Source organism: Actinoplanes lobatus (assembly GCF_014205215.1).
Classification (GTDB): domain Bacteria; phylum Actinomycetota; class Actinomycetes; order Mycobacteriales; family Micromonosporaceae; genus Actinoplanes; species Actinoplanes lobatus.
Genome location: NZ_JACHNC010000001.1, coordinates 5,807,284 through 5,830,739 on the forward strand (window position 1 = coordinate 5,807,284; position 23,456 = coordinate 5,830,739).

General features: G+C 71.9%; 24 protein-coding genes. 10 read left to right on the top strand and 14 right to left on the bottom strand.

The genetic code is table 11. The features are described from left to right. Positions 1 to 12 precede the first annotated feature (12 nt). From BJ964_RS26620 to BJ964_RS26630, 3 genes are read right to left on the bottom strand one after another with little or no spacing between them, the layout of a single operon-like run. Positions 13 to 504, bottom strand: coding sequence for a DUF402 domain-containing protein (locus tag BJ964_RS26620; RefSeq protein WP_188123226.1), 492 nt, complete (start codon positions 502 to 504; stop codon positions 13 to 15). Between the two features lie 15 nt (positions 505 to 519). Continuing rightward, positions 520 to 1,704, bottom strand: coding sequence for an MFS transporter (locus BJ964_RS26625; protein WP_188123227.1), 1,185 nt, complete (start codon positions 1,702 to 1,704; stop codon positions 520 to 522). 4 nt (positions 1,705 to 1,708) lie between these two features. Next, a complete protein-coding gene (locus BJ964_RS26630; protein ID WP_188123228.1) occupies positions 1,709 to 3,136 on the bottom strand; it encodes an MFS transporter in 1,428 nt (475 codons plus the stop codon). A gap of 97 nt (positions 3,137 to 3,233) precedes the next feature. Between BJ964_RS26630 and BJ964_RS26635 the strand changes: the two genes are divergently transcribed. Continuing rightward, positions 3,234 to 3,860 carry a TetR/AcrR family transcriptional regulator gene (locus tag BJ964_RS26635; protein WP_203832819.1) on the top strand — a complete coding sequence of 209 codons (627 nt, stop codon included), beginning with the start codon at positions 3,234 to 3,236 and terminating at the stop codon, positions 3,858 to 3,860. 87 nt (positions 3,861 to 3,947) lie between these two features. On the opposite strand, the gene BJ964_RS26640 is transcribed toward BJ964_RS26635, so the two are convergent. Further along, positions 3,948 to 4,340: a TIGR03668 family PPOX class F420-dependent oxidoreductase gene (locus tag BJ964_RS26640; protein ID WP_188123229.1), complete on the bottom strand. Its 393-nt coding sequence runs from the start codon at positions 4,338 to 4,340 to the stop codon at positions 3,948 to 3,950. A gap of 223 nt (positions 4,341 to 4,563) precedes the next feature. Between BJ964_RS26640 and BJ964_RS26645 the strand changes: the two genes are divergently transcribed. Beyond that, entirely contained in the window at positions 4,564 to 5,652 is a 1,089-nt protein-coding gene (locus tag BJ964_RS26645) for an endonuclease/exonuclease/phosphatase family protein (protein ID WP_188123230.1), read from the top strand. Here the strand turns inward: BJ964_RS26645 and BJ964_RS26650 are convergent. The 5 genes from BJ964_RS26650 to BJ964_RS26670 are packed head-to-tail and all read right to left on the bottom strand — an operon-like array spanning position 5,639 to position 10,177. Further along, positions 5,639 to 6,616 (bottom strand): branched-chain amino acid ABC transporter permease, encoded by a 978-nt coding sequence (locus BJ964_RS26650; protein ID WP_188123231.1) that lies wholly within the window; start codon positions 6,614 to 6,616, stop codon positions 5,639 to 5,641. The two genes, BJ964_RS26645 and BJ964_RS26650, sit on opposite strands and share 14 nt — an antisense overlap. A 3-nt stretch (positions 6,617 to 6,619) precedes the next feature. After that, entirely contained in the window at positions 6,620 to 7,486 is an 867-nt protein-coding gene (locus BJ964_RS26655) for a branched-chain amino acid ABC transporter permease (protein ID WP_188123232.1), read from the bottom strand. Continuing rightward, a complete protein-coding gene (locus tag BJ964_RS26660) occupies positions 7,483 to 8,190 on the bottom strand; it encodes an ABC transporter ATP-binding protein (protein WP_268248043.1) in 708 nt (235 codons plus the stop codon). The genes BJ964_RS26655 and BJ964_RS26660 overlap by 4 nt, the downstream gene beginning before the upstream one ends. Next, positions 8,187 to 8,912 (bottom strand): ABC transporter ATP-binding protein, encoded by a 726-nt coding sequence (locus BJ964_RS26665; RefSeq protein WP_188123233.1) that lies wholly within the window; start codon positions 8,910 to 8,912, stop codon positions 8,187 to 8,189. Before BJ964_RS26665 ends, BJ964_RS26660 begins: the two co-directional genes overlap by 4 nt. Beyond that, positions 8,909 to 10,177 carry an ABC transporter substrate-binding protein gene (locus BJ964_RS26670; RefSeq protein ID WP_188123234.1) on the bottom strand — a complete coding sequence of 423 codons (1,269 nt, stop codon included), beginning with the start codon at positions 10,175 to 10,177 and terminating at the stop codon, positions 8,909 to 8,911. The genes BJ964_RS26665 and BJ964_RS26670 overlap by 4 nt, the downstream gene beginning before the upstream one ends. 119 nt (positions 10,178 to 10,296) lie before the next feature. On the opposite strand from BJ964_RS26670, the gene BJ964_RS26675 reads away from it, so the two are divergent. The 3 genes from BJ964_RS26675 to BJ964_RS26685 all read left to right on the top strand — a co-directional run bounded on the left by BJ964_RS26675 (position 10,297) and on the right by BJ964_RS26685 (position 13,296). Then, on the top strand, positions 10,297 to 11,241 hold the full coding sequence (locus BJ964_RS26675; protein ID WP_188123235.1) for an AraC-like ligand-binding domain-containing protein: 945 nt from the start codon (positions 10,297 to 10,299) through the stop codon (positions 11,239 to 11,241). Positions 11,242 to 11,319: 78 nt separating this feature from the next. Next, positions 11,320 to 12,630, top strand: a complete 1,311-nt coding sequence (locus tag BJ964_RS26680) for a glycoside-pentoside-hexuronide (GPH):cation symporter (RefSeq protein WP_229807402.1) — start codon at positions 11,320 to 11,322, stop codon at positions 12,628 to 12,630. A 3-nt stretch (positions 12,631 to 12,633) separates the two neighbouring features. Continuing rightward, positions 12,634 to 13,296 carry a TetR/AcrR family transcriptional regulator gene (locus tag BJ964_RS26685; protein ID WP_188123237.1) on the top strand — a complete coding sequence of 221 codons (663 nt, stop codon included), beginning with the start codon at positions 12,634 to 12,636 and terminating at the stop codon, positions 13,294 to 13,296. Here the strand turns inward: BJ964_RS26685 and BJ964_RS26690 are convergent. Both BJ964_RS26690 and BJ964_RS26695 read right to left on the bottom strand, forming a co-directional pair. Then, positions 13,290 to 14,147, bottom strand: a complete 858-nt coding sequence (locus BJ964_RS26690) for a DUF4394 domain-containing protein (protein WP_188123238.1) — start codon at positions 14,145 to 14,147, stop codon at positions 13,290 to 13,292. The genes BJ964_RS26685 and BJ964_RS26690 overlap by 7 nt on opposite strands. A gap of 96 nt (positions 14,148 to 14,243) precedes the next feature. Further along, a complete protein-coding gene (locus BJ964_RS26695) occupies positions 14,244 to 17,249 on the bottom strand; it encodes an AfsR/SARP family transcriptional regulator (protein ID WP_188123239.1) in 3,006 nt (1,001 codons plus the stop codon). 96 nt (positions 17,250 to 17,345) lie between these two features. Here BJ964_RS26695 and BJ964_RS26700 point away from each other — a divergent pair, with 96 nt between their 5' ends. Then, the gene (locus tag BJ964_RS26700) at positions 17,346 to 17,792 is read left to right on the top strand and encodes a cellulose binding domain-containing protein (RefSeq protein ID WP_188123240.1); all 447 of its coding nucleotides are present in this window, start codon (positions 17,346 to 17,348) and stop codon (positions 17,790 to 17,792) included. Between the two features lie 117 nt (positions 17,793 to 17,909). On the opposite strand, the gene BJ964_RS26705 is transcribed toward BJ964_RS26700, so the two are convergent. After that, on the bottom strand, positions 17,910 to 18,458 hold the full coding sequence (locus tag BJ964_RS26705) for a phospholipase (RefSeq protein ID WP_188123241.1): 549 nt from the start codon (positions 18,456 to 18,458) through the stop codon (positions 17,910 to 17,912). Between the two features lie 271 nt (positions 18,459 to 18,729). Between BJ964_RS26705 and BJ964_RS26710 the strand changes: the two genes are divergently transcribed. Next, positions 18,730 to 19,488 carry an SDR family NAD(P)-dependent oxidoreductase gene (locus BJ964_RS26710; RefSeq protein ID WP_188123242.1) on the top strand — a complete coding sequence of 253 codons (759 nt, stop codon included), beginning with the start codon at positions 18,730 to 18,732 and terminating at the stop codon, positions 19,486 to 19,488. Between the two features lie 6 nt (positions 19,489 to 19,494). Here BJ964_RS26710 and BJ964_RS26715 read toward each other — a convergent pair whose 3' ends face one another. Continuing rightward, on the bottom strand, positions 19,495 to 20,451 hold the full coding sequence (locus BJ964_RS26715; protein WP_188123243.1) for a Gfo/Idh/MocA family protein: 957 nt from the start codon (positions 20,449 to 20,451) through the stop codon (positions 19,495 to 19,497). 135 nt (positions 20,452 to 20,586) lie between these two features. On the opposite strand from BJ964_RS26715, the gene BJ964_RS26720 reads away from it, so the two are divergent. The 3 genes from BJ964_RS26720 (at position 20,587) to BJ964_RS26730 (ending at position 22,620) form a co-directional block, all read left to right on the top strand. Next, positions 20,587 to 21,330 carry an RNase H family protein gene (locus tag BJ964_RS26720; protein WP_188123244.1) on the top strand — a complete coding sequence of 248 codons (744 nt, stop codon included), beginning with the start codon at positions 20,587 to 20,589 and terminating at the stop codon, positions 21,328 to 21,330. A gap of 57 nt (positions 21,331 to 21,387) precedes the next feature. Further along, positions 21,388 to 21,963, top strand: a complete 576-nt coding sequence (locus BJ964_RS26725; RefSeq protein WP_188123245.1) for an MOSC domain-containing protein — start codon at positions 21,388 to 21,390, stop codon at positions 21,961 to 21,963. 81 nt (positions 21,964 to 22,044) lie between these two features. Next, entirely contained in the window at positions 22,045 to 22,620 is a 576-nt protein-coding gene (locus BJ964_RS26730; protein WP_188123246.1) for a dihydrofolate reductase family protein, read from the top strand. Here the strand turns inward: BJ964_RS26730 and BJ964_RS26735 are convergent. After that, on the bottom strand, positions 22,602 to 23,312 hold the full coding sequence (locus tag BJ964_RS26735) for a helix-turn-helix domain-containing protein (protein ID WP_188123247.1): 711 nt from the start codon (positions 23,310 to 23,312) through the stop codon (positions 22,602 to 22,604). The genes BJ964_RS26730 and BJ964_RS26735 overlap by 19 nt on opposite strands. Positions 23,313 to 23,456 lie beyond the last annotated feature (144 nt).

The window sequence follows — 23,456 nt, forward strand, 5'->3', positions numbered from 1 at the left end:
CCGGGCAGGCCGTCACCGCTGCTGCCCCAGCATCCGCCAGCCCCGCGACAGCCACGGCTGGGCCCCGGTCCGCAGCACCTCCGCGCACTCCTCGGCGGTGACCCGGGCGAGTTCGGCGTCGTCCGCGCTCATCCAGCCGGCGTCGCGCGACTCCTCGTACTCGTCCCGGTCCTCGATCTCGACGCGCCCGTCACTCGCGTGCCACACCGGATCCAATTCGAGATCCACATACCGCCAGCCCGTGCTGGTGGCCTCCGGCGGAAGGCAGACGTCGATCTCCAATCGCCGATCCGCGGGATCATCGACCCACCACGCGGCCCACGGCCGGTCGCTCCGCAGAAGAACCATCACCGGTACGGGCAGAGCGCCCCGATCGTGCGGAGCCTCCCACGCCGAACCGACCGGCCCGAACAGCCACGTGCCGTCCTCGTCCTCGGCGACGTGCCGAAGATCGAACCAGTAGACGCCGCCGGGGCGTTTGATCTTGGACAGGCGGACACTCATACGGCAGCCGGCTCCTCACGACGGGGTAGGGATCGTGGAACGGACCAGCAGCGGACCGCGACGGCCCAGCGCCCACACCGCGAGCCCGGCGCAGCAGAGCCCCGCGCCCGCGCCCGTCACCGCCGTCCAGCCGCCCACCGGCCAGAGCGTGGCCGCGGCGGCCGACCCGAGAGCGGCGCCGGAGAAGTTGCCGGCGGCCAGCGCCGTGTTGAGCCGGCTGCGGGCCCCGGGACGGAGCGCGAACAGCCGCGCCCGGTTGAGCAGTGCCTGCGTCTGCAGGGCGACGTCGATCACGACGATGACCATCACGATCGGTACGACGGACCGGCCCGCGAACGCGGCGGCGACGAAACCGCCGAGCGCCAGCATCCAGGCCGCGCCGGTGGCCGGAAGCGACCGGCCGCGGTCGTGCAGACGGCCACCGTGGAGTCCGGAGAGGACACCGGCGAGCCCGGCCAACCCGAACAACCCGATCACCTCGACCGGATACCCGAACCGTGGGCAGCTGAGCAGGAACGTCAGCCCGGTCCAGAACAGCGAGAACGCCGCGAACCCGGTGGCCGCCAGAACCAGCGTCCACCGGGCCGCCCGTTCGCGCCGCACCACCGTGCCGATCGAGGCGATCAGCCGCCGGTACGGCAGGCGCGCCCGTGGCGCCGGTGGCGGGATCGCCCGGTGCAGCAGAACCGCGAGCAGGACGGCGGCGACCGCGGCGACGGCGAAGACCACCCGCCACCCGGCCGTCCCGGCGACGAGACCGCTGATCGTGCGGGACGCCAGGATGCCGGTGAGGGTCCCGGAGCCGACCACGCCGACGATCCGGCCGCGGTCGGCGTCACCGGCCAGGTCTCCGGCGAGCGGTGTGAGGACCTGCCCGGAGACCGTCGTCATGCCGAGCACGCCGACCGCCGCCAGCAGCACGCCGATCGACGGCGCCAGCGCACACAGCAGGAGCGCGGCGGCCGAGGCCAGTAGCAACACCGGGACGAACCGGCGCCGGTCCAGCATGTCGCCGAGCGGCACGAGCAGGAGTACGCCCACGGCGTACCCGATCTGGGTGGTGGTCGTCAGCCACCCGGCCGTCACGGTCTCGGCGTGCAGATCGCCGGCGATGAAGCCGAGCAGCGGCTGTGTCCAGTACAGGTTGCCGATGGCCACCCCCGCGGCCACCGCGAACAGCACCGTCAGCCGGCGGCTCATCCCATCACAGTAGAGCCTCGTCGGCCTCCATCTCGGGTGCGGTGAGGCGCGGTCGCGGTGCGCGGGGCAGGAGCCGGCCCACGGCGGCGGCGGTGATCACGGCCAGGGCTGCGCCGACCGCGAAGACGGTCACGAACTGTGCTTCCCGGGGCAGCGGCAGCGGGCCCGGGACCGGGTTGCGGGTCATCATGGTGACCACGAACGCGGTGCCCAGTGACATGCCGACCGAGCGCGCGATCGAGTTCACGCTGTTGGCGATGCCGGTCTCGGCGGGTTCCACGTGGGCGATCAGCAGCGCGGGCAGGGCGGCGTACCCGAAGGTGACCGCGGTGTTGACGACGAGCGCCCCGAGGATGACCTGCCAGGCGGCCGAGTGCAGCACCGCGAGCATGGCGAAGCCCGTGCCGGCCAGCGCTGCCCCGATCACCAGTGTCGCCTTGGCGCCGAAACGCGCGACCAGCCGGCCGCCGAGCGGTGCGGTGAGCACGCCGCTGGCCGTGCCGGGCAGCAGGTAGACGAGGCTGGCGGCGAGCACGGTGGCGCCGAAGCCGTAGCCGGCGACCGCGGGCGGGGTCTGGACCAGTGTGGAGACGGCCAGGAAGACGGCGAACATCGAGAAGCCGAAGAACAGGCCGGCCGCGTTGGCCACCACGATCGGGCGGTGGCTGAGCATCCGCGTGCTGACCAGCGGGTGGGTGACCCGCCGCTCGAACAGCACGAACGCGGTCAGCACCACGACGGCGGCGGCCAGCAGACCGATCACCCGGGCGGAACCCCAGCCCCAGCCGTTGCCCTCCTCCAGCGGCAGGAGCAGCAGCACCAGGCCGAGCCCGAGCAGCGCGGCGCCCGTCCAGTCGAGGGTGCCGGTGGCGGCGCCCGGGCGGTGGGGCAGCAGCCACGCCCCGGCCAGGCCGATCGCGGTCATCACGGTGGCCAGCCAGAACAGCTGGTGGTAGTCGCCGCCGTGGCGCATCAGCAGTCCGGTGACGACGAGGCCGAACCCGGCGCCGACCGAGAGCATCCCGCTGACCAGGGCCATGGCGCCGGTCAGGCGGTGCGGCGGCAGCTCCTCCCGGAGCATGCCGATGGCGAGGGGGAAGAGCCCGAAGCTGGCCGCCTGGGCGATCCGGCCGGCGAGCAGCAGCGGCAGGCTGGAGGTGGTGGCGGCGAGCACGGAGCCGAGCAGCACCACGGTCAGCACCCCGAGCATCACCGGGCGGCGGCCGTAGAGGTCGCCGAGCCGGCCGAGCATCGGGGTGAGCACGGCCGCGGCGAGCAGGTTGGCGGTGACCACCCAGCTGGCGGCGCTGGTCGAGACACCCAGGTCGGCCCGGATGTTGGCGACGACCGGGACGACCAGGGTCTGGAGGGCGGCGACGAGGAGCACGACGTAGCAGGCGACGGGCAGGGCCAGGCGCGTTCGTGTGGGCATGAGCCGAACGTAGACCCGTCGCCAAGAATTTTCAACGCCGCGTCAAAAACTAAAGATGCACCGTCAATTACATTTGATGGGCTGTAGAGTGGTCGCCGTGCCAGCCATCAAGAGCCGCCGTGGCCCCACGAAGGGCGACCAGCGGGAGCAGGCCCTGGTCGACGCGGCCCGGGCGGTCTTCCGGGACAAGGCGATAAGCCAGGTCACGATCGACGAGCTGGCCGGGGCGGCCGGCATCACCCGCTCCGGGTTCTACTTCTACTTCGAGTCCAAGCAGGCGCTGCTCGCCGCGGTCGTCGACCAGGGGATCGCCGAGGCCAACCTGGAGATCGCCGAGTGGCTCGACTCCGACGGGCTCGACCGCGGCGCGCTACGCCGGGGCCTGGCCGCCGGGCTGGACCGGTGGAAGATCGACGGGCGCTGGCTGAGTGAGGCGTTCATCGCCCCCGACCCCGGTCCCGACGTGGCACAGGTCCGCGACCGGCTGGTCGACCAAGGCTGCACGATGTTCAGCAAGCGCATCGAGCGCGACGCCCGCGCCGGCCTGACCGTCGGCGGCCCACCCGACCTGCTCGCCAGGATGGCGGTGCACCTGCGCAGCGCGATGTTCGCCGACGTCTACGCCAACCCCGGCGCCTTCGACGAGGACGCCATGCTCGACACGCTCACCGACGCGATCCTGCGCCTGGTCTACGGCGTGAGCCCGGGCGACGCCACACCCTGATCCGCCACGCCGTGATGTGGGTCCGCGACTGACCACCGGCCAGGCGACCGCCATGGGTACGGGCGGTAAGCCGATCCAAGACCGGGGTCAGGGGTGCCAGGCCGACCAGCGGTCGACGGTGATCTCCAGGAACGGGCCGGGCGGCGGGGTGGCGTGGTACTGCGGATAGCGGGCGATCAGCGCGGCCAGGCCGGTGGGGGAGGAATCGAGGATGCGGGCGGTGCCGTCGGCGCGCACCCACCACAGGGCCGACCAGTCGTCGTCGTAGTGGTCGGCGAGCACGCACACGCGCGGGTTCGCCGCGATGTTCGCGAGCCGGCGCAGATGGCGGCTGCGTTTGGGTTTGGCGTCGACAGCGGTGTGGATGACGTCGCCGGTGACCGCGAAGACGATCGGGACCAGGTGGGGGACACCGTCGGCGCCGACCGTGGCGAGCCGTGCCACTCGCGCGGACGCGAACAGTTCGGCGGCTGACTCCATGATCTGATCCTAGGTCGCGGGGGCTCACTCGTTCCGGATCGCTTGTTCGGCCGGGATGTGGTGCCCGGCCGTGTACTCCATCAGGTGACCTCGATCCGGCACGGTGCCCCCGTTCAACCGTGCCGTGAGCTGCGGCAGCGGTATGTCAGCGCGGTGTCCGGAGAGGTGGTTTCGGCGTCGCGACCGGCGGAACCGGCGGCCGTGGCTCTGGCACGCTGCGGCGATGAACAATCCCCTGCGCTTCCTTCGGCGCCGATGGACCCCGGTGGCCGCCCTCGTTCTCGCCGGCGCCGTGGCGATGCCGGCCGCGGCCGGGCAGACGGCCGAACCCGGCGGTGCGCGGCATCTGCGGGTGATGACCCACAACGTCTACTTCGGCGCCGACCTCACGCCCGCGCTGGCGGCCCGGGACACTCCCAGCCTGCTCGCGGCGGTCTCCACCATCTGGGCGGGCGTGCGGGCGACCGATTTCAGCGCGCGGGCCGAGGGCCTGGCCGACGAGATCCAGAAGGCGCGGCCCGATCTCGTCGGGCTTCAGGAGGTGGCCACCTGGACGGCGGCCGGGCCGGGCACCGGGCCGTCGCAGGACTTCCTGGCCATCCTCCAGCGCGCGTTGCAGCGGCGTGGCCTGCGGTATGTCGTGGCGTCCACGTCGGCCGGCACCGATGTGGGTCCGATTCCGCTCACCGCACCGTGCGGGTCCACGACGGTGGGGGCGTGCACGCTGCGGTTCCAGGACCGCGAGGTGCTTCTGGTCGACGAGCGGGCGCCGGGTCTGCGCTGGTCGGCGCCCCGCAGCGGCGTCTACCAGGCCCGGCTGACCGTTCCGCTGCCGGTTCCGGGTGTTCCGCCGGTGCAGGTGATCCACGGCTGGGCGTCCGTCGAGGCCACCCAACGCGGTGTGCCGTTCCGGTTCGTCACCACGCATCTGGAGACGGAGCAGTCGCCGGCCGTGCAGCGCGCTCAGGCGGCCGAGTTCCTCGCCGGGCCGGTGTCCGGAGCGGACAACGTGATCGCGGTCGGTGACTTCAACAGCACCGTGGACACCTATCAGCTCTTGACCGGGCAACTTCGGGACGCCTGGACCGCGTCGCCGCCGGGGTTCACCTGCTGTCAGGCCGCCGACCTGGCCAACCCGGCACCGCAGCTGACCTCGCGGATCGACCTCGTGCTGCTGGGCGGAGCGGCGAAGGCGGAGCGGGCCAGTGTCGTCGGCGCCGAACCGTTCCGGCGCACCGCGCCGCGGTACACGTCGGACCATGCGGGCGTGACGGCCGACATCGACTGGCGGCGGCCCGTCAAGAAGCCGTGATGCGGTAGCCGAGGGGCAACAGCGACACGTCCCAGCGGCTGGAGACGGCGCCCCAGATGCCGCGCGGGGCGAAGAGGGTGACCAGCATGGCTACGGCGCCGAGGACCACGAGGTAGGCGGCGCCGTAGCCGGCGAGGGTCTGTTGCAGGGCGAAGAAGAGCAGGGCGCCGAGGATCGGGCCCTCGATGGTGCCGATACCGCCGATCAGCACCATGAACAGCATGTAGACGCTGTACTGGGGGCCGAATATCGAGCTCGGCTGCACGTACAGGTGGTGGCAGAACAGGACGGCCCCGACGGCGCCGGTGCCGAGCGCCGCGAGCAGGTAGGCCACCCGCCGGACCCGGCCGACCGCGACACCGGCGGCGGCCGCGGCCAGCGGTTCGGCGTGCACGGCCCGCGCGTCCAGGCCGAAACGGCTGCGCATCAGCAGTCCGATTCCGATCACCGAGGCGATCATCAGGCCCAGCGCCCACCAGTAGGTGATCGCATGCCACAGCACCAGCGGGTGGCGGCCGGCGCCGGGCAGGCTGACGCCGGTGTTGCCGCCGACCCGGGGCGAGACGGTGGCGAGCATGCGCAGGACCTCGGCGACCACCCAGGTGGCGACCGCGAAGTAGCCGGCGGTCAGGCGCAGCACCAGCAGCGACACCGGCAGGGACACGAGCGCGGCGGTGACGGCGGCCAGCAGGACGCCCCAGGCCGGGTCGACGCCGGCTGACGCGTACAGATGAAGGGCGTAGGCGCCGACGCCGAGATAGGCCTGCTGTCCGAACGAGGTGAGGCCGGCGAAGCCGGCGAGCAGATTCCACAGCCCGGCCAGGGCCACGAACAGGAACAGGTCGATGAGCGCGGTCTCGGCGCGGGCGGCGAAGTACGGTACGGCCGCGAGCGCCACCGCGACGACCGTGCCGATCGTCGCCGTGGCCGAGGCGGTCCGGGTCCACCGGCTGATCGTCGGCATGCCTCACACCTCCGGGCGTGCGAACAGGCCCTGCGGGCGCACCGCCAGGACGATCAGGAACAGCAGGTGTACGCCGAGGACGGCGTACTGCGCGTTCCACTGGCCGACGAGCTGCTGGGTGAGGCCGAGCGCCACCCCGCCGGCCAGGGTGCCCCACAGGGAGCCGAGCCCGCCGATCACCACCGCCTCGAACGCGAAGATCAGGATGGTGCCGCCGGACAGCGGGTCGAACGCGGAGATGAGGCCGAGGAACACGCCGGCCAGTGCCGCGGTGGCCACGGCGATCCCGGCGACGGTGGCGAAGAGCGGCCGGACCCGTACGCCCACCAGCCGTGCGGTGTCCGGGTCGTCGGCGACGGCGCGGACGCCACGGCCCCATGACGTGTACGACAGCAGCACCTGGAGCAGGGCCAGCACGAGCACCGCCGTGAGGAGTCCGGTGAGCCGCAGCCAGGAGACGACGACGCCGTCCACCGGCTGGAACCCGGCGAGTGCCGCGGCGCCGCCGTCCAGCGTGCGGGTGTCGGCGGAGACGGCGACCAGCAGCAGGTTCTCGATCATCACGGACAGGCCGAAGGTGACCAGGATGGGGGCGAGTTCGCCGCCGCGCAGCGCCCGTTCGAAGACGGCCAGGTGCAGCAGCACGCCCGCGGCGAAGGCGGCCGGCAGCATCAGCGGCAGCGTCCACCAGACCGGTACGCCCAGCGCCGTGCACAACAGCAGGGTGAGGTAGGCGCCGCAGACCGCGAAGTCGCCGTGCGCCAGGTTGACCAGCCGCATCACCCCGAACGTGAGCGACAGCCCGCACGCGACGAGCGCGTACTCGCCGCCCAGCAGCACACCCTGGAACGCGGCGTTCACCCAGGTCACGACACGGACCCGAAGTAGGCGCCGATCACCTGGTCGCGGGGCAGCCGGTCGGTGGGGCCGGACAGCGCCACCCGGCCTTCGAGCAGGCAGACCAGGTCGTGGCAGGCGGCCAGGGCGCGGTCGAGGTCCTGCTCGACCAGGATGACGGCGGTGCCGGTGGCGCGGAGTTCGGCCAGTGCGCCGTAGAGGCCGTCCACCACGGCGGGGGCGAGGCCGAGGGAGATCTCGTCGAGCAGCAGCAGCCGGGGGCCGGACGCCAGTGCCCGGGCGATCGCCACGGCCTGCTGCTCGCCGCCGGACAGCAGCGCGGCCCGGCGGGTGCGGCAGCGGGCGATCAGCGGGAACACCTCGTACAGGCGGGGGAGTGTCCAGGCGCCGGGGCGGGCCCGCACGGCGCCGACCCGGATGTTCTCCTCGGCGGTGAGGCTGGGGAACAGCCGACGGCCCTCCGGCACGAGGGCGATGCCCGCGCGTACCCGCTGGTGGGGTGGGCTGTCGGTGACGTCCGCGCCGGCGAACCGGATGCGGCCACGGGCCGGGCGGTGCGCGCCCGCGATCGTACGCAGCAGGGTGGTCTTTCCGGCGCCGTTCGCACCGACCAGCGCGAGCGCGCCGCCTTCGCCGACCCGCACGCCCACACCCGACAGCGCCTGGAAATCCCCGTACCGTACGTCGAGATCCTCCGCCTCCAGCAGGACGTTCACGGCGCCGCCCGGCCGAAGTAGGCGCGCTGCACGGCCGGGTCGCCGAGCACCGCGCGCGGTTCGCCGTCGGCGAGCACCCGCCCGTCGGCGAGGCAGACTAGCCGGGTGGCGACCCGGACCAGGGCGCGGATCACGTGTTCGACCCAGACGATCGCGATGCCGGCGGCGGCGAGGTCGCCGATCGTGCCGACGAGCGCGCCGGTCTCGGCGTCGGTGAGGCCGCCGGCGATCTCGTCGAGCAGCAGCACGCGGGGTCCGGCGGCGACGGCGCGGGCCAGTTCGAGGCGTTTGCGGGACAACAGCCGGAGTCCGGTGGAGCGGCGGTCGCCGTCGGCGAGCAGCCCGGCCGTCTCCAGGGCGCGGATCGCGGCCTGCTCGGCACGCCGTCCGTGCAGGCCACCGCCGCGCACCGCGGCGAGCAGGGCGGTCTCGAAGACGGTCAGGTCGCCCATCGGCCGGGGCACCTGGAAGGTACGGGCGAGCCCGAGCCGGCAGCGGCGCTCCGGTGGCAGCCCGGTCACGTCGGCGCCGCCGAGCAGCACCCGGCCCCGGTCGCGGCGCCGTACCCCGGCGACGATGTCGAGCAGGGTGGTCTTGCCGGCGCCGTTCGGTCCCACGACGCCGACCGCCTCACCGGCGGTGACCGAAAACGACACCCGGTCGAGGACGGTGAGGGCGCCGAACCGTTTGCCGATGTCGCGCACCTCGAGGGCCGCGGTCATCGCAGCAGTTCAAGGTCGCCCTGAACTCCGATGTCGGGGGCCGCGCTGTTGTCGACGACCACGAGGTCGAACTTGCCGGTGTCGTTGCGGCGCCATTGGCCGACCAGGTCGGGGGCGAGGGAGACGTTCTTCACCGGGCCGGTGGTGAAGTCGTACCGTCCGGTGATGGCCTCGCCTTTGAGGCCGCCGATGGCGTGTGCCACGGCGGTTTTGTCCTTGGGGTCGCCGGACGCTTTCAGGGCGGCTACGGCGATCTCGAAGAGGGCGTGGTCCATGCCCATCGGCTGGGTCCACTGCCGGCCGGTGAGTTTCTGGTAGCCGTCGGCGAACGCGGCCGCCGTGATGCCGTCCAGCGAGGACCGGTACGGGTAGTCGCGGTGCCACCAGGCCGGTGCGACGAGGTTGTGCCCGAGCGGGCCGAGCGCTTCCACCACGCTCGGGAAGAGCAGCGCCTTGGCCACGGTCGCCAGCCGGGGCCGGAACCGGTTCTGGGCGGCCTGCTTCCAGAAGGTGATGAAGTCCGGCGGGATCGGAGCGGCCTGGAGGATGTCGACGCCCTCCCGGTTGAAGGTGGAGATGATCGGGGTGAAGTCCTGGGTGCCGTCCTGGTAGGCGCCGGGGTCGACCAACTTCCAGCCGAGTCCCTGCACGACCGGGGTGAAGTACTTGCGGTAGGTCTCGCCGTCGACGTCGTTGGGCCACAGCGCGCCGACCGTGTGCGGGGCGCCCGGCACCCGCTGCCACAGTTTCGAGAACACGTCGGCTTCGGCCTGGGTGCCGATGAAGTGCAGGTACGTGTACTCGAACGTCTTCGTGCCGCTTCCGCCGCGCGGGTAGTACCAGATCTCCCACGGGCAGATGGTGGCGATGCAGGGCACGTGCGCGGCCTCGCACTGGTCGCTGACCGGGTTGGTGGTGTCCGGGGTGGAGGTGGCGAGCACGATGTCGACCTGATCCTGGTTGATCAGCTCGCCGGTGACCTGGGCGGCCCGGGCGCTGCTCGACTGGGTGTCCTTGTCGATGATCTCCACCGTGTACCGGTTGCCGCCGACGGTGATGCCGCCGGCCAGCGCGGTGCGGACGACGCCGAGGACGTAGTCGTTGGACTCGCCGAAGACCGCGAGGGGGCCGGTCTTCGGGATGGCGTACCCGATCCGGATCGTTCTGCCGCCGGAGTTCGGCGTCTCCTGAAGCCCTCTGCCGCAGCCGGCGGCCAGGCTCGCGGTCGTCAGGCCCGCCGCCCCGAGCAGGGTCCGGCGGCTCATCGTCCTTCCCATGATGACGGTGTACTCGCCGGCGCCGGGCGGGTCTTGAACGGCGGCGCACAGCGCTTGACCGTGTGCGCCTGCTGCCGCCAAGCTGAGGAGCACACCGGAGGTCGAGGATGATCGATGTGGTGCGTACCGGGGATCTGCCGGAGGCCGAGCGCTTCGACTTCTGGCGCCAGGCGGTGTCCGAGGCGTTCGTGCCGCTGGACGCGTCCCGCACCGGCAGCGGCGCCTTCCGCGGCGAGCTGCGCGGCGCCGGCCTCGGGCCGATCCGGCTGTACCAGGTCGACGCCGACGGTCATCAGGTGCGGCGGACCAGCCGGTTGATCGCCGCCGAGCAGGGTGACTACTTCAAGCTCGGGCTGCAACGCCACGGCGGGAGCGTGCTGGCGCAGGACGGGCGCGGCGCGGTGCTGCGGCCCGGCGACTTCACCGTCTACGACACCACCCGGCCCTACACGTTCACCTTCGGCGATCCGGGGCGGCTGCTGGTGCTGATCTTTCCGCGTACGCTGCTCGGCCTCTCCGCCGACGACGTCGGCCGGCTCACCGCCACCCGCTTCTCCGGGCGGGCCGGGCTCGGCGCCCTGATCAGCTCCTTCCTGATCCGGGCGGCCGACGTCCTCGACGACGTCGATGTCCGCGACAACCACCGGCTCGGCGCCAACGTGGTCGACCTTCTGACCACCGCCCTCGCCGGGCGTCTGGACCTCAGACCCGAAGACCCCGACACGGTACGCCGGGCGCTGTTCACCCGCGCGGTGGCGCACATCGACCAGCATCTCGGCGACGCGTGGCTCGCGCCGGACCAGATCGCGGCCGCGCTGCACATCTCCACCCGTTACCTGCAGAAGCTGTTCCAGGCCGAGGGCGTGACCGTGTCGGCGTGCGTGCGGCAGCGCCGGCTCGAGGCGTGCCGTCACGATCTGCTGCTCACGGCCCGGCCGGTCAGCGCCATCGCCAGCCGGTGGGGGCTGCCCGACGCCGCCCATTTCAGCCGGCTGTTCCGGGCCACCTACGGCGCCAGCCCCCGTGAGTACCGCCGGGCGCACACCGTTTGAACTCTCGCCACCAAAAATGTCACACGTGTGTTATTTTTCTGCCCGCTGCGCGACGGCGTCAGGGAGGCGATCGTGACAATGAGCTGGCAGAGCAAGCTCGCCTACGGCTGGGGAAGCCTGGGCAACAACATCCTCTACGGCTTCGTCGCGACCTATCTCGCGCTCTTCTACACCGACGTGCTCGGCATCGCCGCCGCCTCCGCGTCGGTGCTGTTCCTCGTCGTACGGGTGGTCGACGCGCTGTTCGACCCGGTGATGGGGATGCTCGTGGACCGCACGGCGTCGCGGTGGGGCCGGTTCCGCCCGTACCTGCTGTTCGCGCCGCCCGCACTGGCGCTGCTCACGGTGCTCGCGTTCTCGGTGCCGCGGCTGGACTCCGCCACGACGCTCGCGCTGGCGTACGTGACGTACCTGCTCTGGGGGATCGCGTTCTCGGCGATGGACGTGCCGTACTGGTCGATGTCGGCCGCGCTGACCCTGGACGCCCGGGAGCGCACGTCCCTCGTGATGGTTCCCCGCACCCTGGCCAGCGTCGGCTTCATCGGCGTGAACATCGTGACGTTGCCGCTGGTCGCGGTCCAGGGGTGGCGTAACGTCGCCGTCCTCTACGCGCTGATCGCCGTCGCGCTGACCTGGATCACCTTCGCCCGGGTACGTGAACGCGACGACCACGTGCCGTCACCCCGGTACGCGGCCGGGGAGATGCTGCGCCTGTTCGCGCGCAACCGGCCACTGCAACTGCTGCTGGCCGCCATGCTGATGACCGAGGTCGCCTTCACCGTCCGCAGCATCATCCCGGCCTACTACCTGCGGTACAACTTCGACGCCGAGGCCCTGGTGCCGCTGTTCGTCGGCGTCTTCGCCGTCACCACGATCACCGGTTCGCTGCTGAGCCCCCTCGCCGCACGGCGCTGGGGCAAACGCGGGGCGGCCCTGGCCGGGCTCGCCGTCACGACGGTCACGTCGGTGGGCTCGTGGCTCACCGGCTACCAGTCGCTCGCGCCGATCCTGGGATGGATCGCGCTGACCGGGATCGGCTACGGCGTCACCAACATCACCCTGCTGTCGATGCTCGCCGACACCGTGGAGTACGGCCACTGGCGGACCGGCCGCCGTACCGAAGGTCTGGTCTTCTCCAGCAACATCTTCAAGACCAAGGTCGCCTCGGCGCTGGGCGCCTCGCTGGGACTCGCGCTGCTGGCCGCCTTCGGGTACGTGGCCGGAGCGCGGCAGAGCACCGCCGCACTCGACGGACTGCACGCCACGATGACGATCGTCCCCGGCGTGATCGGAGCCCTCGCCGCGATCCCGCTGATCTGGTACCGGCTGGACGAGCGCCGTCATGCTGAACTGGTGCGTGAACTCGATGAACAAGCCGCGGTCGCCTGAGTCATGGGCGTACGGGAAAGAAGGCGCGAAGCGCTGATCGCCGCCGCCTATGAGCTCTTCCTGGACCGGGGCGTCGACCAGGTCACGATCGACGACATCGCCGACCGGTGCGACGTCACCCGGCGCACCGTCTACCGGTACTTCGCCACCCGGGATCAGGTCGCGCTCGCCGTCGAGGTGGAGATCCTCCAACGGTGGGCACGCGTGCTGCACGACCTCAGCGCCGGCTGGAAGGGCACCGGCGCCGACCGGCTCCGGGCCGCGCTCGCCGACGTCGAGCAACTCGTCGACGACGCCGCCGACGAGGTCCGGTTCACCCGGGTGTTCGACGCCAAGCCCGCGGGCGACGACGACAGCGATCTCGGCGGACAGTTCCGGGCCGTCATCCACCATCTGCTCGCGCCGATCGTGGAGATCCTCCGCCACGGCCGGCAGGACGGCACCCTGATCCTGACCTCGTCACCGGAACTGACCGCGTCCACGCTGACCAACGCCTACCTGGGCCTCGCCCAGCGCGTCTACGGGCTGGGCGACCGTCTCGCCGAGGAACAGCTGATCGAGCCGCGCCGGATGCTGACCGAGCTGGCCCGCCTCTACGTCGCAGGGCTCAGCGCCGGTGGTGGGCACACGGCACACCACCGGCGCGACGACTCAGAGGATCAGTAGGCGGTGTCGAGTGCCACCGCGATGTCGGACACGTCCAGCGCGAACTCGCCGACCATCGACGCCGCCCCGGTGAGCAGATCCACGGTGTACAGCGTCTGATAGCCGCTCGCCGGAGTGAGCACGGCGAACGCCGTCGACGACACGGTCTTGCCGTTGCTCAGGTCGCTGAAGATGTCGAAACCGGCGTCCGGCGCGGCGTCGACACCCAGGTTGCCGGTGGCGACCAGGAAGCCCTGGTTCGCCGGGGACTGGATGACCACCTGGTCGGACGTGGTGTTGATGTCGAACAGCGTGGTGTTGGTCGTGGCGTCCAGATCGTTGTTCGTGTACGCCGCAGCGGTGACACCCTTGGCCGGGCCGGTCATCGGCGGGGTGGTCAGCGTGGTGTCCGCGATCGTGGTGTGGTCGCCCAGGTTGTGCCGCAGGTTCTGGCCGTTGTCGCTGATCACGCGCAGCCGGTCGGCGGCCGGGTTGAAGTCGACGCCGAACCGGGTGCCGTACAGGGTCTCCTGCAACTGCGACACCTTCGTCGCGATCGTGCTCGGGATCCCGATGGTGTAGATCCCGCCCAGGTTGCCGACGGCGTACAGGGTGTTGTCCTGGACCCGCATGTCGATCCCGATCACCGACGTGTCGCCGACCAGGCCGGTGATACGGCGTACCCAGTCCTGCTGTTCCGGGGTGTTGGTCTTGAAAGCCAGCATCCGGGTGCCGTTCTGGGAGATGCCGTAGGCCTGCAGGCCGGGGGTGGCCGCGGCCGAGCCGCTGCCCGGCTGCGCCGCCACCAGCGTGGTGGTCGCGATCACCAGAACCGCCGCCGACGCGGCCCACTTCTTCATCCGTGCCCTCATGAGTGTTCCTCTCCGATTCCCCTCGAGCGGCTTGCGCATCGAAAGTTAGGAATGCGGAATGGAGCCGGACTGGACGCGGAATGGACCTCCGGACAGTCAGCGGTCGATGAGGCGGCGGATGTCCTCGGCCTCCGGGGCGCCGATCTCGGTGTAACCGGTCCACGCCTGATTGCGGTGCTTCCCGGCGGTGTCCGGGTCGCCGAGCATCTCGGCCGCCCGGGCCAGACCGGCGTGCGCCCGCGCCGACTCGTACCGGTCGCCGGTGCCGGTCGCCAGGGTGAGCGCCGCCAGATGCCGTTCCCGGCCGTCCGCCGGCCGGCCGGTGGTGGTGAGCGCCTCGCCGAGGCTGTTGGTGACCCGGGCCTCGCCGGCCCGTTCGCCGAGCTGCTGGAAGATCTCCAGCGCCTCGCGGAGGAAGACGACGTCGTGGGTGACCGCGCCCAGCCCGTCGAGCGCCAGTGCGGTGCCGGCGCGTTCGTTGGTGCGCCGGAAGATGTCCAGCGCCTCGCGGTGGGAGCGGACCGCGCGCCGGCTGTCGCGCTGCCGGGCGGCGATGTCGCCGAGGCTGACCAGGGCGTACCCCTCGCCGACCGGATCGCCGATGTCGCGGCAGATCCGGACCGACTCGTTCAGGTAGGCCGCGGCCTGCTCGTCGAGGCCCTGCCGTCGCAGGACCTGGCCCAGGTTGCCGAGCGCCCGCGCCTCGGCCGCCCGGTCACCGGTGAGCCGGCACAGCTCCAGCGCCTTGCGCAGTGAATCGGCCGCCTCGTCGTAGCGCCCCTGCCACTGGTCGACGTGGCCGAGGTTGCCGAGCGCCCGCGCCTGGACCGCGTGGTCGCCGCACGCCCGGGCCAGCACGACCGCGCGCCGCAGCACGGTGTCCGCCCGTTCGTAGTGGCCCTGCTGCACGTCCATGACCGCGAGGTTGGTCAGCAGCTGCGCCTCCGCGGCGGCGTCCCCGGTCAGCCGGGCGGCCCGCACCGCGTGCTCGTGCATGACGACCGCCTCCGGGTAGTGGCCGCCGCTCTCCAGGTAGCGCAGCAGTGTGAGGGTGAGACCGACGGCGTGCGCGGGCCGGTCGTGGACGGCCGCGTGCGCCACCAGCGCCACCAGGTTGTCGCGTTCCCGGTCCAGCCAGGCCTGGGCGCCCGCGCCGTCGCCGACCGGCGGGATCGGCGACCGCGGCCGGACGGCGCGGACCCGCCGGTGCCGCTCCGCCGGATAGAGCGTGTCCATCGCGGCGGTCGCGGTGAACAGGGTGGCGTCGGCGAGCCGCTCCAGTGCCCGGTCACCCTCACCCCCTTCCAGGCCGAGACCGATCGCGTACGCCCGGAGCAGGTCATGCTGGCTGTAGCGGTCGGCCGTCACGTGCTGGACCAGGTGGGCCCGGGCCAGCACCTCCAGCACCTCACCGGCCTCGACGACGCCGGTGCCCAGCAGCGCGGCGACCGCGTAGCCCGCCACGTCCGGGCCGGGAACCAGGCCGAGCAGCCGGAAGGCGCGTGCCGCGGCCGGTGCGAGCTGACGGTAGGACCAGGAGAACACGGCACGGACCCCGGTCTGCGGGTCGCCGCCGGCGTTCAGCAGTTCCAGGCGGCGGCTCTCGTCGGCGAGTTCGGCGACCAGCATCCGCAACGGCGCCTCGGGCCGCCCGATCGCGAGTTCGGCGGCGACCCGCAACGCCAGCGGCAGCTGCGCACACCGTCCGATCAGGTCGGCCGCCGCCGCGGGATCGTCGCGCACCCGGTCGCCGATCAGCCGGGTGATCAGGACCAGCGCCTCCCCGGCGGGCAGCAGTGGCACCACGAGCCGGCCCGCGCCGTGCCGGGCGACCAGTCCCGGCAGCATGTCCCGGCTGGTCACCACCACGGTGCAGGACGAGGTGCCGGGCAGCAGCGGCCACACCTGGTCGACCGACACCGCGTTGTCCAGCACGACGAGCACGCGGCGGCCGTCGAGCAGGCTCCGGTAGGCGGCGGCGCGCTCGTCCCGCCCGGCCGGGATGTCGTTTCCGGCCATGCCCAGGGCGCGGAGGAACCCGGCGAGCGTGTCCTCGGGCGTCATCGGCTGTTCGGAGTCGTAGCCGCGCAGATTCACGTGGAGCTGGCCGTCCGGGAACCGGGAGCGGGCCCGGTGCGCCCATCGCACCGCCAGCGCCGTCTTGCCCACGCCCGCCATCCCGGACACCGTCACGACGGTCTGCTCACCGGACGTGACCAGGCGATCCAGTGCGGCGAGCTCGTCGGCGCGGCCGGTGAACCCCGGTACGTCCGCCGGCAGTTGGGCGGGCTTCGGCCGTACCGGAAGGTGGTCTGTGGTGTTGATCTGCGGCGCCGGAACGGCGACGGCCTCACCGGGATCCCGCAGCAGGGACGCGTGCGCGGCGGACAGTTCCGGGCCCGGATCGACGCCCAGTTCGTCGGCGAGCAGGCGGCGCGTGTCGTGGAACGTCGCGAACGCCTTGGCCCGGCGGCCGGCCGCCGTGTAGGCGCGGATCAGCCGGGCCTGGCCGGCCTCGTCCAGCGGTTGGGCCGCCGCGGCCTCCTCCAGCGCGGGCAGCGCCTCGGACACCGCGCCCAGCATGATCATGAGTTCGCCGTAGCGGCCCAGGGCGGCCCGCCGCTCCTCGATCAGGGCGAGGACCTTGGGGTGCCCGGCCAGCATCGGCACATCCATCAGCGGCGTGCCCTGCCACTGCGCGAGCGCCTCGGCGGACAGGTCGGCCGCGGTCCGCTGATCCCCGTTCTGCCGCGCGGTGGTCGCCTCGGCGAGCAGCCGCCGGAAGCGCAGGAGGTCCACACTGTTCTCGGGCACCCGTAGGGCGTACCCGTCGCCGACGCGGGGGAGGAGGGTGCTGTGCGAACGGAACGCCCGCCCCGGTTCCAGGAGCCGGCGCAGATGCTTGACGTGCGTCTGGATGATGTTGGCCGCGCTCGGCGGGGGCCGGTCGCCCCACAGCGCGTCGACGAGTTCGGCTTGGCTCAGCGGCTGCCCGCCGGCCACCGCGAGCAGGCCCAGCACGGCGCGCCGGCCCGCCGAGGTGAGTGCCACCGGGTCGTCGCCGAGCCATGCGCGGACCGGGCCGAGCACTTGGATCCGCACGCTCTCACCCCCGGCGCAGGGCGGTGGAGCGGCGTCGTCCAGCCATCGTCCAGTCAGGATCCAGTCTGGTGCTCCACCCTGCTCAAGGAACCTTAGGTGGACCTGAACCGATACCACAAGCACGGGGAGTGCATCGTCATGCATCGATCAATGGCGGTTGTCGCCGGCCTGGCCGCGGCCCTGCTCACGCCGTCCGCGCCGGCGGCCGCCGCGGATCCCGCGGTGTGCCATGTCGGCTATGTGACCAACGGCGACCCGTGGTCGTTCAACGGGCAGATCACCATCACCAACACCAGCGGTCTCACCCTGTACGGCTGGACGCTGAGGTTCGCGCTGCCGGCCGGGCAGACCCTCCGCAGCGGCTGGGAGGCGACCTTCACCGTCACCGGGCAGGAGGTGACCGCGAAGAGCCTCGCCTACAACAGCGACGTGCTCTCGGGGAAGTCGGTGTCGGTGGGCTTCCACGCCTCCGGCGACGTGAAGGGCCCCTATCCGGCCGAGTTCCGGATCAACGACAACCTGTGTACGACCGGCCCCGTCTGACCGGGAGCGGACGGCTCGCACCGTCCGCTCCCGGTCACCACCGGATCGCGAGTCGCCGTCGCGAACCGGAGAGCCCGGCGGCCGGGGGGACCGCCGCCGGGCTCTGGGCTGAATCGGTCAGCGGGCGGCGGCGGCCTCACCCGCGGCCTTCAACTCGGCGGCGGCTTCCAGGTCCTCGGTGCTGACCGCGGCGAGCGAGCCGGCGATGGACACCGCCTCGTAATAGGTCCAGGCCAGGCTGTTGCAGGCCGGGCGGACGGCGGCCGAGTAGGTGGCGCACTTGCGCTTCAGGTCCTCGTAGAACATCGAGTCGAGACGGCTCTTGTTCGCGCTGAACGCGCCGATCTCCTTGTAGTTGCGGTAGCCGAAGTCGTGCCGCCAGCAGGACAGCTTGAAGTCGAACCCGAGGGGATTGTCCGGGCTGGACGAGCAGTAGTCGGTGCTCCAGTTGAACGTGTACGCGGACCAGGCGCCCTGGTTCTGCCGCGCGGCGTTCCAGGAGTTGTAGCTGCTCACGCTGGTCTGGGTGAAGGACGAGAGAACGGCCGCCTTCTCCGCCGCGGTGACGGCGTAGGCGGGGCTCGCCGCGCCCAGCATGGCGACCACGGCGGCCGCGGCGGCGAGGACGGTACGGAGGGGGCGGGGGGTCGGGACTGACGGGTACATCCGGCTCCTCATGAGATGCCCGCCCCGGTGGATGGGCGGGTTTTTGGGGATGGCACCGCCGGGGCACCGCCGTTTGTTACCGGCGAGTTCCCAAACGATGACTAAGTTGAATGCCTAACCGGGCGGCGCCCGATCCCTTGATCGCAATTTTTCGATGTGTGCAAAAACGGACACCGGGGCGGTCTCTTCCCATCACCGCAGTGCGCACATCGCCTAACGGTGTGCGCTCCTGGTCAAGACAGCTCCGCCGGTGCCGCCCGAGGATGGCCGGGTGGGACGGTTGGACGGCCAGGTGGCATTGATCACCGGCGGTGAGGGAAGCGTCGGCATGGCGACCGCACGGGCCTTCGTGCGGGAGGGCGCGCGGGTGGTGCTGGCCGGCATCGCCGAACCCGGGCTCGCCGCCGCCGGACGGGAGCTCGGTGACGACGCCGCCAGCTGCACGGTCACCGACGTGACCGATCCGGCCTCGGTACGGGCGGCGGTCGCGCACACCGTGCGGCGGTTCGGGCGGCTGGACATCGTGTTCAGCAACGCCGGGATCAGTGGGCCGGTGGCTCCGGTCGCCGGCTATCCCGACGACGAGTTCGACCGGGTCCTCGCCGTACACGTGCGGGGGTCGTTCCTGACCTGCAAATACAGTCTGCCGGTGCTGTCCGACGGCGGTCGCATCGTGATCAACTCCAGTGTGGTGGGGTTGACGTCGGATCCCGGCATCGCGGCGTACGCCACGGCCAAGCACGCGGTCGTCGGCCTGATGCGCACGCTCGCCAAGGAGGTCGCGGGCCGGGCCATCCGGGTGAACACCGTGCATCCGGGGCCGATCGACAACGACTTCCAGCACGGCATCGAGACGGCGGCGACCGGCCGCCCGGCCCCCGAGGCGGCCGCCGTCTTCGACGAGATGATCCCGCTGCGCCGGCATGCCCGGCCGGACGAGATCGCCGCGGTCGTGCTCTTTCTGGCCAGCGCCGACAGTTCCTTCATGACCGGCGCCACCCTCGTCGTCGACGGCGGCATGAGCATCTGAGCGCCGTCACGGCCGGGCGGACATGCCGGCGGCCGTGTAGATGGCGTCCAGGGTGCGCATCTGGGCCACCGCCTCGGCCGGACCGGTGCCGCGGTCGTCGCCGTCGCGGAAGGCCTCCAGCTGGAACGCATAGGTGGACCGCCGGTCGGCCGCCTCCACCCGGCTGCCGTGGCGGCCACGGACGCGGATCCTCCCGCGGATCTGCGGGTGGTAGGGCCAGGAGACGCGCATCCGGCCGTCCGCACCGGCGACCTCCAGCGTGGCGCCGATCAGGTGACGTGACCAGATCGACGACACGATCCGTCCCTCTACACCGGACTCGAACCGCAGGGTCGCGGTGACCAGTCGATCGACGCCGCCGCGTTCCCACGCCCGGGCCTCGGTGACCTCCGGCTCCGGCCCGAACAGGTCACGCAGTTGGCGGACCGGGTAGTAGCCGACGTCGAGGAGGCCACCGCCGCCCAGGGCGAGATCCCAGCGGATGTCCCGGCCGGGCGGGACCGGCGCGCAGAAGGTGGCACGGGCCGAGGTGATCCGGCCCAGCTCACCGGAGGCGATGATCTCCCGCAGCCGGGCCTGCAACGGATGATGGTGCGAGTGATAGGCCTCCATCACGACGCTGTCCGACGACGCGGCGACCTCCGCGACCCGCTCGGCCGCCGCGGTGTTGCTGGCGAACGGCTTCTCGCACAGCACGTGCTTGCCCGCTTCGATCGCGGCGATCGTCCAGGACGCGTGCAGGGCCGCGGGCAACGGGATGTAGACGGCGTTCACCACCGGGTCGGCCAGCAGCGCCTGGTACGACGGGTGCACGTGACCGATGCCGTGGCGTGCCGCGTACCGCCGGGCCCGGTCCTCGTCGCGGGCGGCGATCGCCACCACCTCGACACCGTCGACGGTACGGGCCGGATCGATCAGGGCGCTCTTCACGATGCGGGCGGCGCCCAGCACACCGATGCGCATCACCGTCTCCCTTCTGGATCTTGTCAGGGCCGGAGAGGCTGACTTAGATGGATACCGGAGCGATTCTCACAGGTGGGCTCGGGCGGGGGCATGGACGAGCAGGAAGACGCCAGGATCTGTAGTACCTGTCAGGTGGTGACGATCTTCGATGCCGGATCGGGTAGGTGGATCCATCCCGATCCGTACCGTGCGAAGTTCTCCCGCGACGTCTGCGACGCACCGGCGCCGGGACGCCCGGCCAAGGGCAGCGAACGCAGGTTCGGGCGTGGCCGGGCGTACCGCCGCGACCGATGGACCATCACCGGATCCGTCGTCGACACGAAGCCGGACCCGGACGAGCCCGTCGCCGTCGGCACGGACAGCTCCTACAAACCCGTGCGCACCGAGGCCGGCGTCCATCGGCCGATCTCCTGGGGATTCGTGACCACCACCGGCCGGTACGGCATGGGCGCGAACGACAGCCGCGGATCGGTGCCCGGCCGTGACCGGGTGCTGCAGGGCGAACTGCGCGCGATCTGGTGGGCGCTGCTCGACGTTCCCGCCACCCATCCGATCACCGTCTACACCGACTCGCGGGACGCGATCGACCTGCTCACCCGGTGGCGCGACGGGGACCGGGCGATGCCCGACGGGTACACGGTGGAACGTACGAGCGGCCGGGAGGCGACGCTGGTCCAGCTGGCCGGGCGGGTCGAGCGGGCCGGCGACCGGTTGCGGGTGACGTGGGTTCGCGGGCACACCGGGCATCCGCTGAACGAGTGCGCGGACGCCCTGGCGAAGCTGGCCCGGGCCTGGGCGGATGAGCGGCTGGCCAAGGGAACGGTCGAGGCCGACGCGCGGCGGGCGGTGCGTAACGCCCTGACCAGGTTCGCCGCATAGTCCGGGTTCTGGGAAACGGCGTGGACCGCGCTTGCGGGCGTGGGGCACAGTCCAGGCGTGGACGACACCATCGCTGTACGGCATCGCTCGCTGGACGAGATCCTGGAAGGCCTGCACCTGGTGCGGCAGTCCCCGCGGGGCACGGGCACCCTGGCGCTGGCCGTGCGCCGGCCCTCGACCGGCGCCCGCGAAGTGCTGGCCCAGGCCGAGCTGCACCGGGAGACCGGGCTGGTCGGCGACAACTGGAGCCGGCGGCCCAGCTCCCGGACACCCGACAACACGCCGCATCCCGGCATGCAGCTCAACGTCATCAACGCCCGGTTCGTCGAACTGATCGCCGGACCGGATCGCGACGCCTGGGCACTCGCCGGTGACCAGCTCTACGTCGATCTCGATCTGAGCTTCGACGCCCTGCCGGCGGGTTCCCGCCTCGCGATCGGCGATCAGGCCGTCATCGAGGTGACCGACCAGCCGCACACCGGCTGCGCCAAGTTCGCCGCCCGGTTCGGGCGCGACGCCCACAAGTTCGTCTGGACCGACGAGGCCAAGAGCCTGCGGCTGCGTGGCCTCAACGCCCGGGTGATCACCGGCGGGACGATCACGCCCGGCGACACCGTGCGGCAGATCCTCTGATTGTCGTTTCCGTCCAAGACGGCGGGCGGGTCCCGCCCTAGCGTGGACCCGCAGCCCGCCCGAGCAGGAGGAGACAGCATCATGCGCGATCTGGTCTACACCGGTTTCATGTCGCTCGACGGCGTCGTGGACTCGCCCGGCGGGCCGGAGGAGGGGCACCGCAGCGGCGGCTGGGTGGTCAAGGACCTCGAGTTCGTCCCCGAAGCCTGGTCGCTCAAGGGCGAAGAACTCGCCGACACGACCGCGCTGATGTTCGGCCGCCGCAGCTACGAGGCGTTCGCGCCGTTCTGGCCCGGCTCGGAGGACCACGCCGCCTACAAGGACCTCCCCAAATACGTGGTTTCGGCCACGCTGTCCGGCGACGCCCTCGTCGACGGGTGGGGGCCCACGACGATCCTGCGTTCCACCGACGACGTCGCCGCGCTCAAGAACGGTGACGGCGGCGCCATCTTCATCCACGGCAGCGCCGAACTGGCCCGGCGGCTGTCCGGCGCGGGCCTGATCGACCGATACCACCTGCTCGTCTTCCCCACGCTGCTCGGCGCCGGCAAGAGCCTGTTCGGCCGGGCCGACCGGGACAAGCAGATGCTGAGGCTGCGCGAATCGCAGACCTACCGCAACGGCATCCTGAAACTCGTCTACGACGTCGAACGCTGACCCAGGTCCAGGCCGATCGCGCCGCCCGCGCCGTCCCGCAACTGCCGCACGGTGCGCCCGACGTACGAGCGCAGCGCCCGCGCCAGATGCGGCTCGTCGAAGTAGTCGAGCTTGGCGACGACGTCGGCGGCCGCGTCGCCCGCGGCCAGCAACTCCGCCGCCGTGCGGGCCCGCTCGATCTGCCGGACCGCGCCCCGCGTCAGGCCCGTCGCGGCGCGGAACCGGCGTTCGACGGTGCGCCCCGAGACGGCCGGCAGGTGACCCCGCAGCACCTCGGCGACAAGTGGATCACGAACCACGGTCCCGGCCCGGACCAGAGCGCCGACCAGCGTCTCGACGTCGTCGGGGCCGGGCGTCTCCCAGCGCGCGCCGTCCAGCCGGAACGTGCGGCGTTCGGTGCCGGGCAGCTCGATACCGCCGTCGACCAGCGCCGGCGTGGACACGTTGCGCAGCGAGGTGCCCACCGCGAAGTCGACGCCTGTGAAGATCGCACCCTCGGGTACCGGCGCCGACCGGGTCCGGGTCTCCGGGCCGGTGACACTCGCGAACGACCGGCCCTCCCGCTCCCAGAACACCAGGCCCCAGCGCACCCCCGCGACCGATGTCATCGCGGTGACCCGCTCGCTCGCGCACGTCCACACGGCGTCGACCCATGGCGAGTCGGACCGGCGTGTCTCGAACCGCAACTCCACGCGTGAAGGCTACGCGGGTTCGGTAAACCCGGTCTTCTCGTGGTCGATTACCCGTGGCGAGTCGTTCGCCCCGGGGCCTGAAATCCCGCAACCGGGTGGCACCGGTTCGGGCACTTGGTGTGCACCTGCCGCCCTGGAATCTCT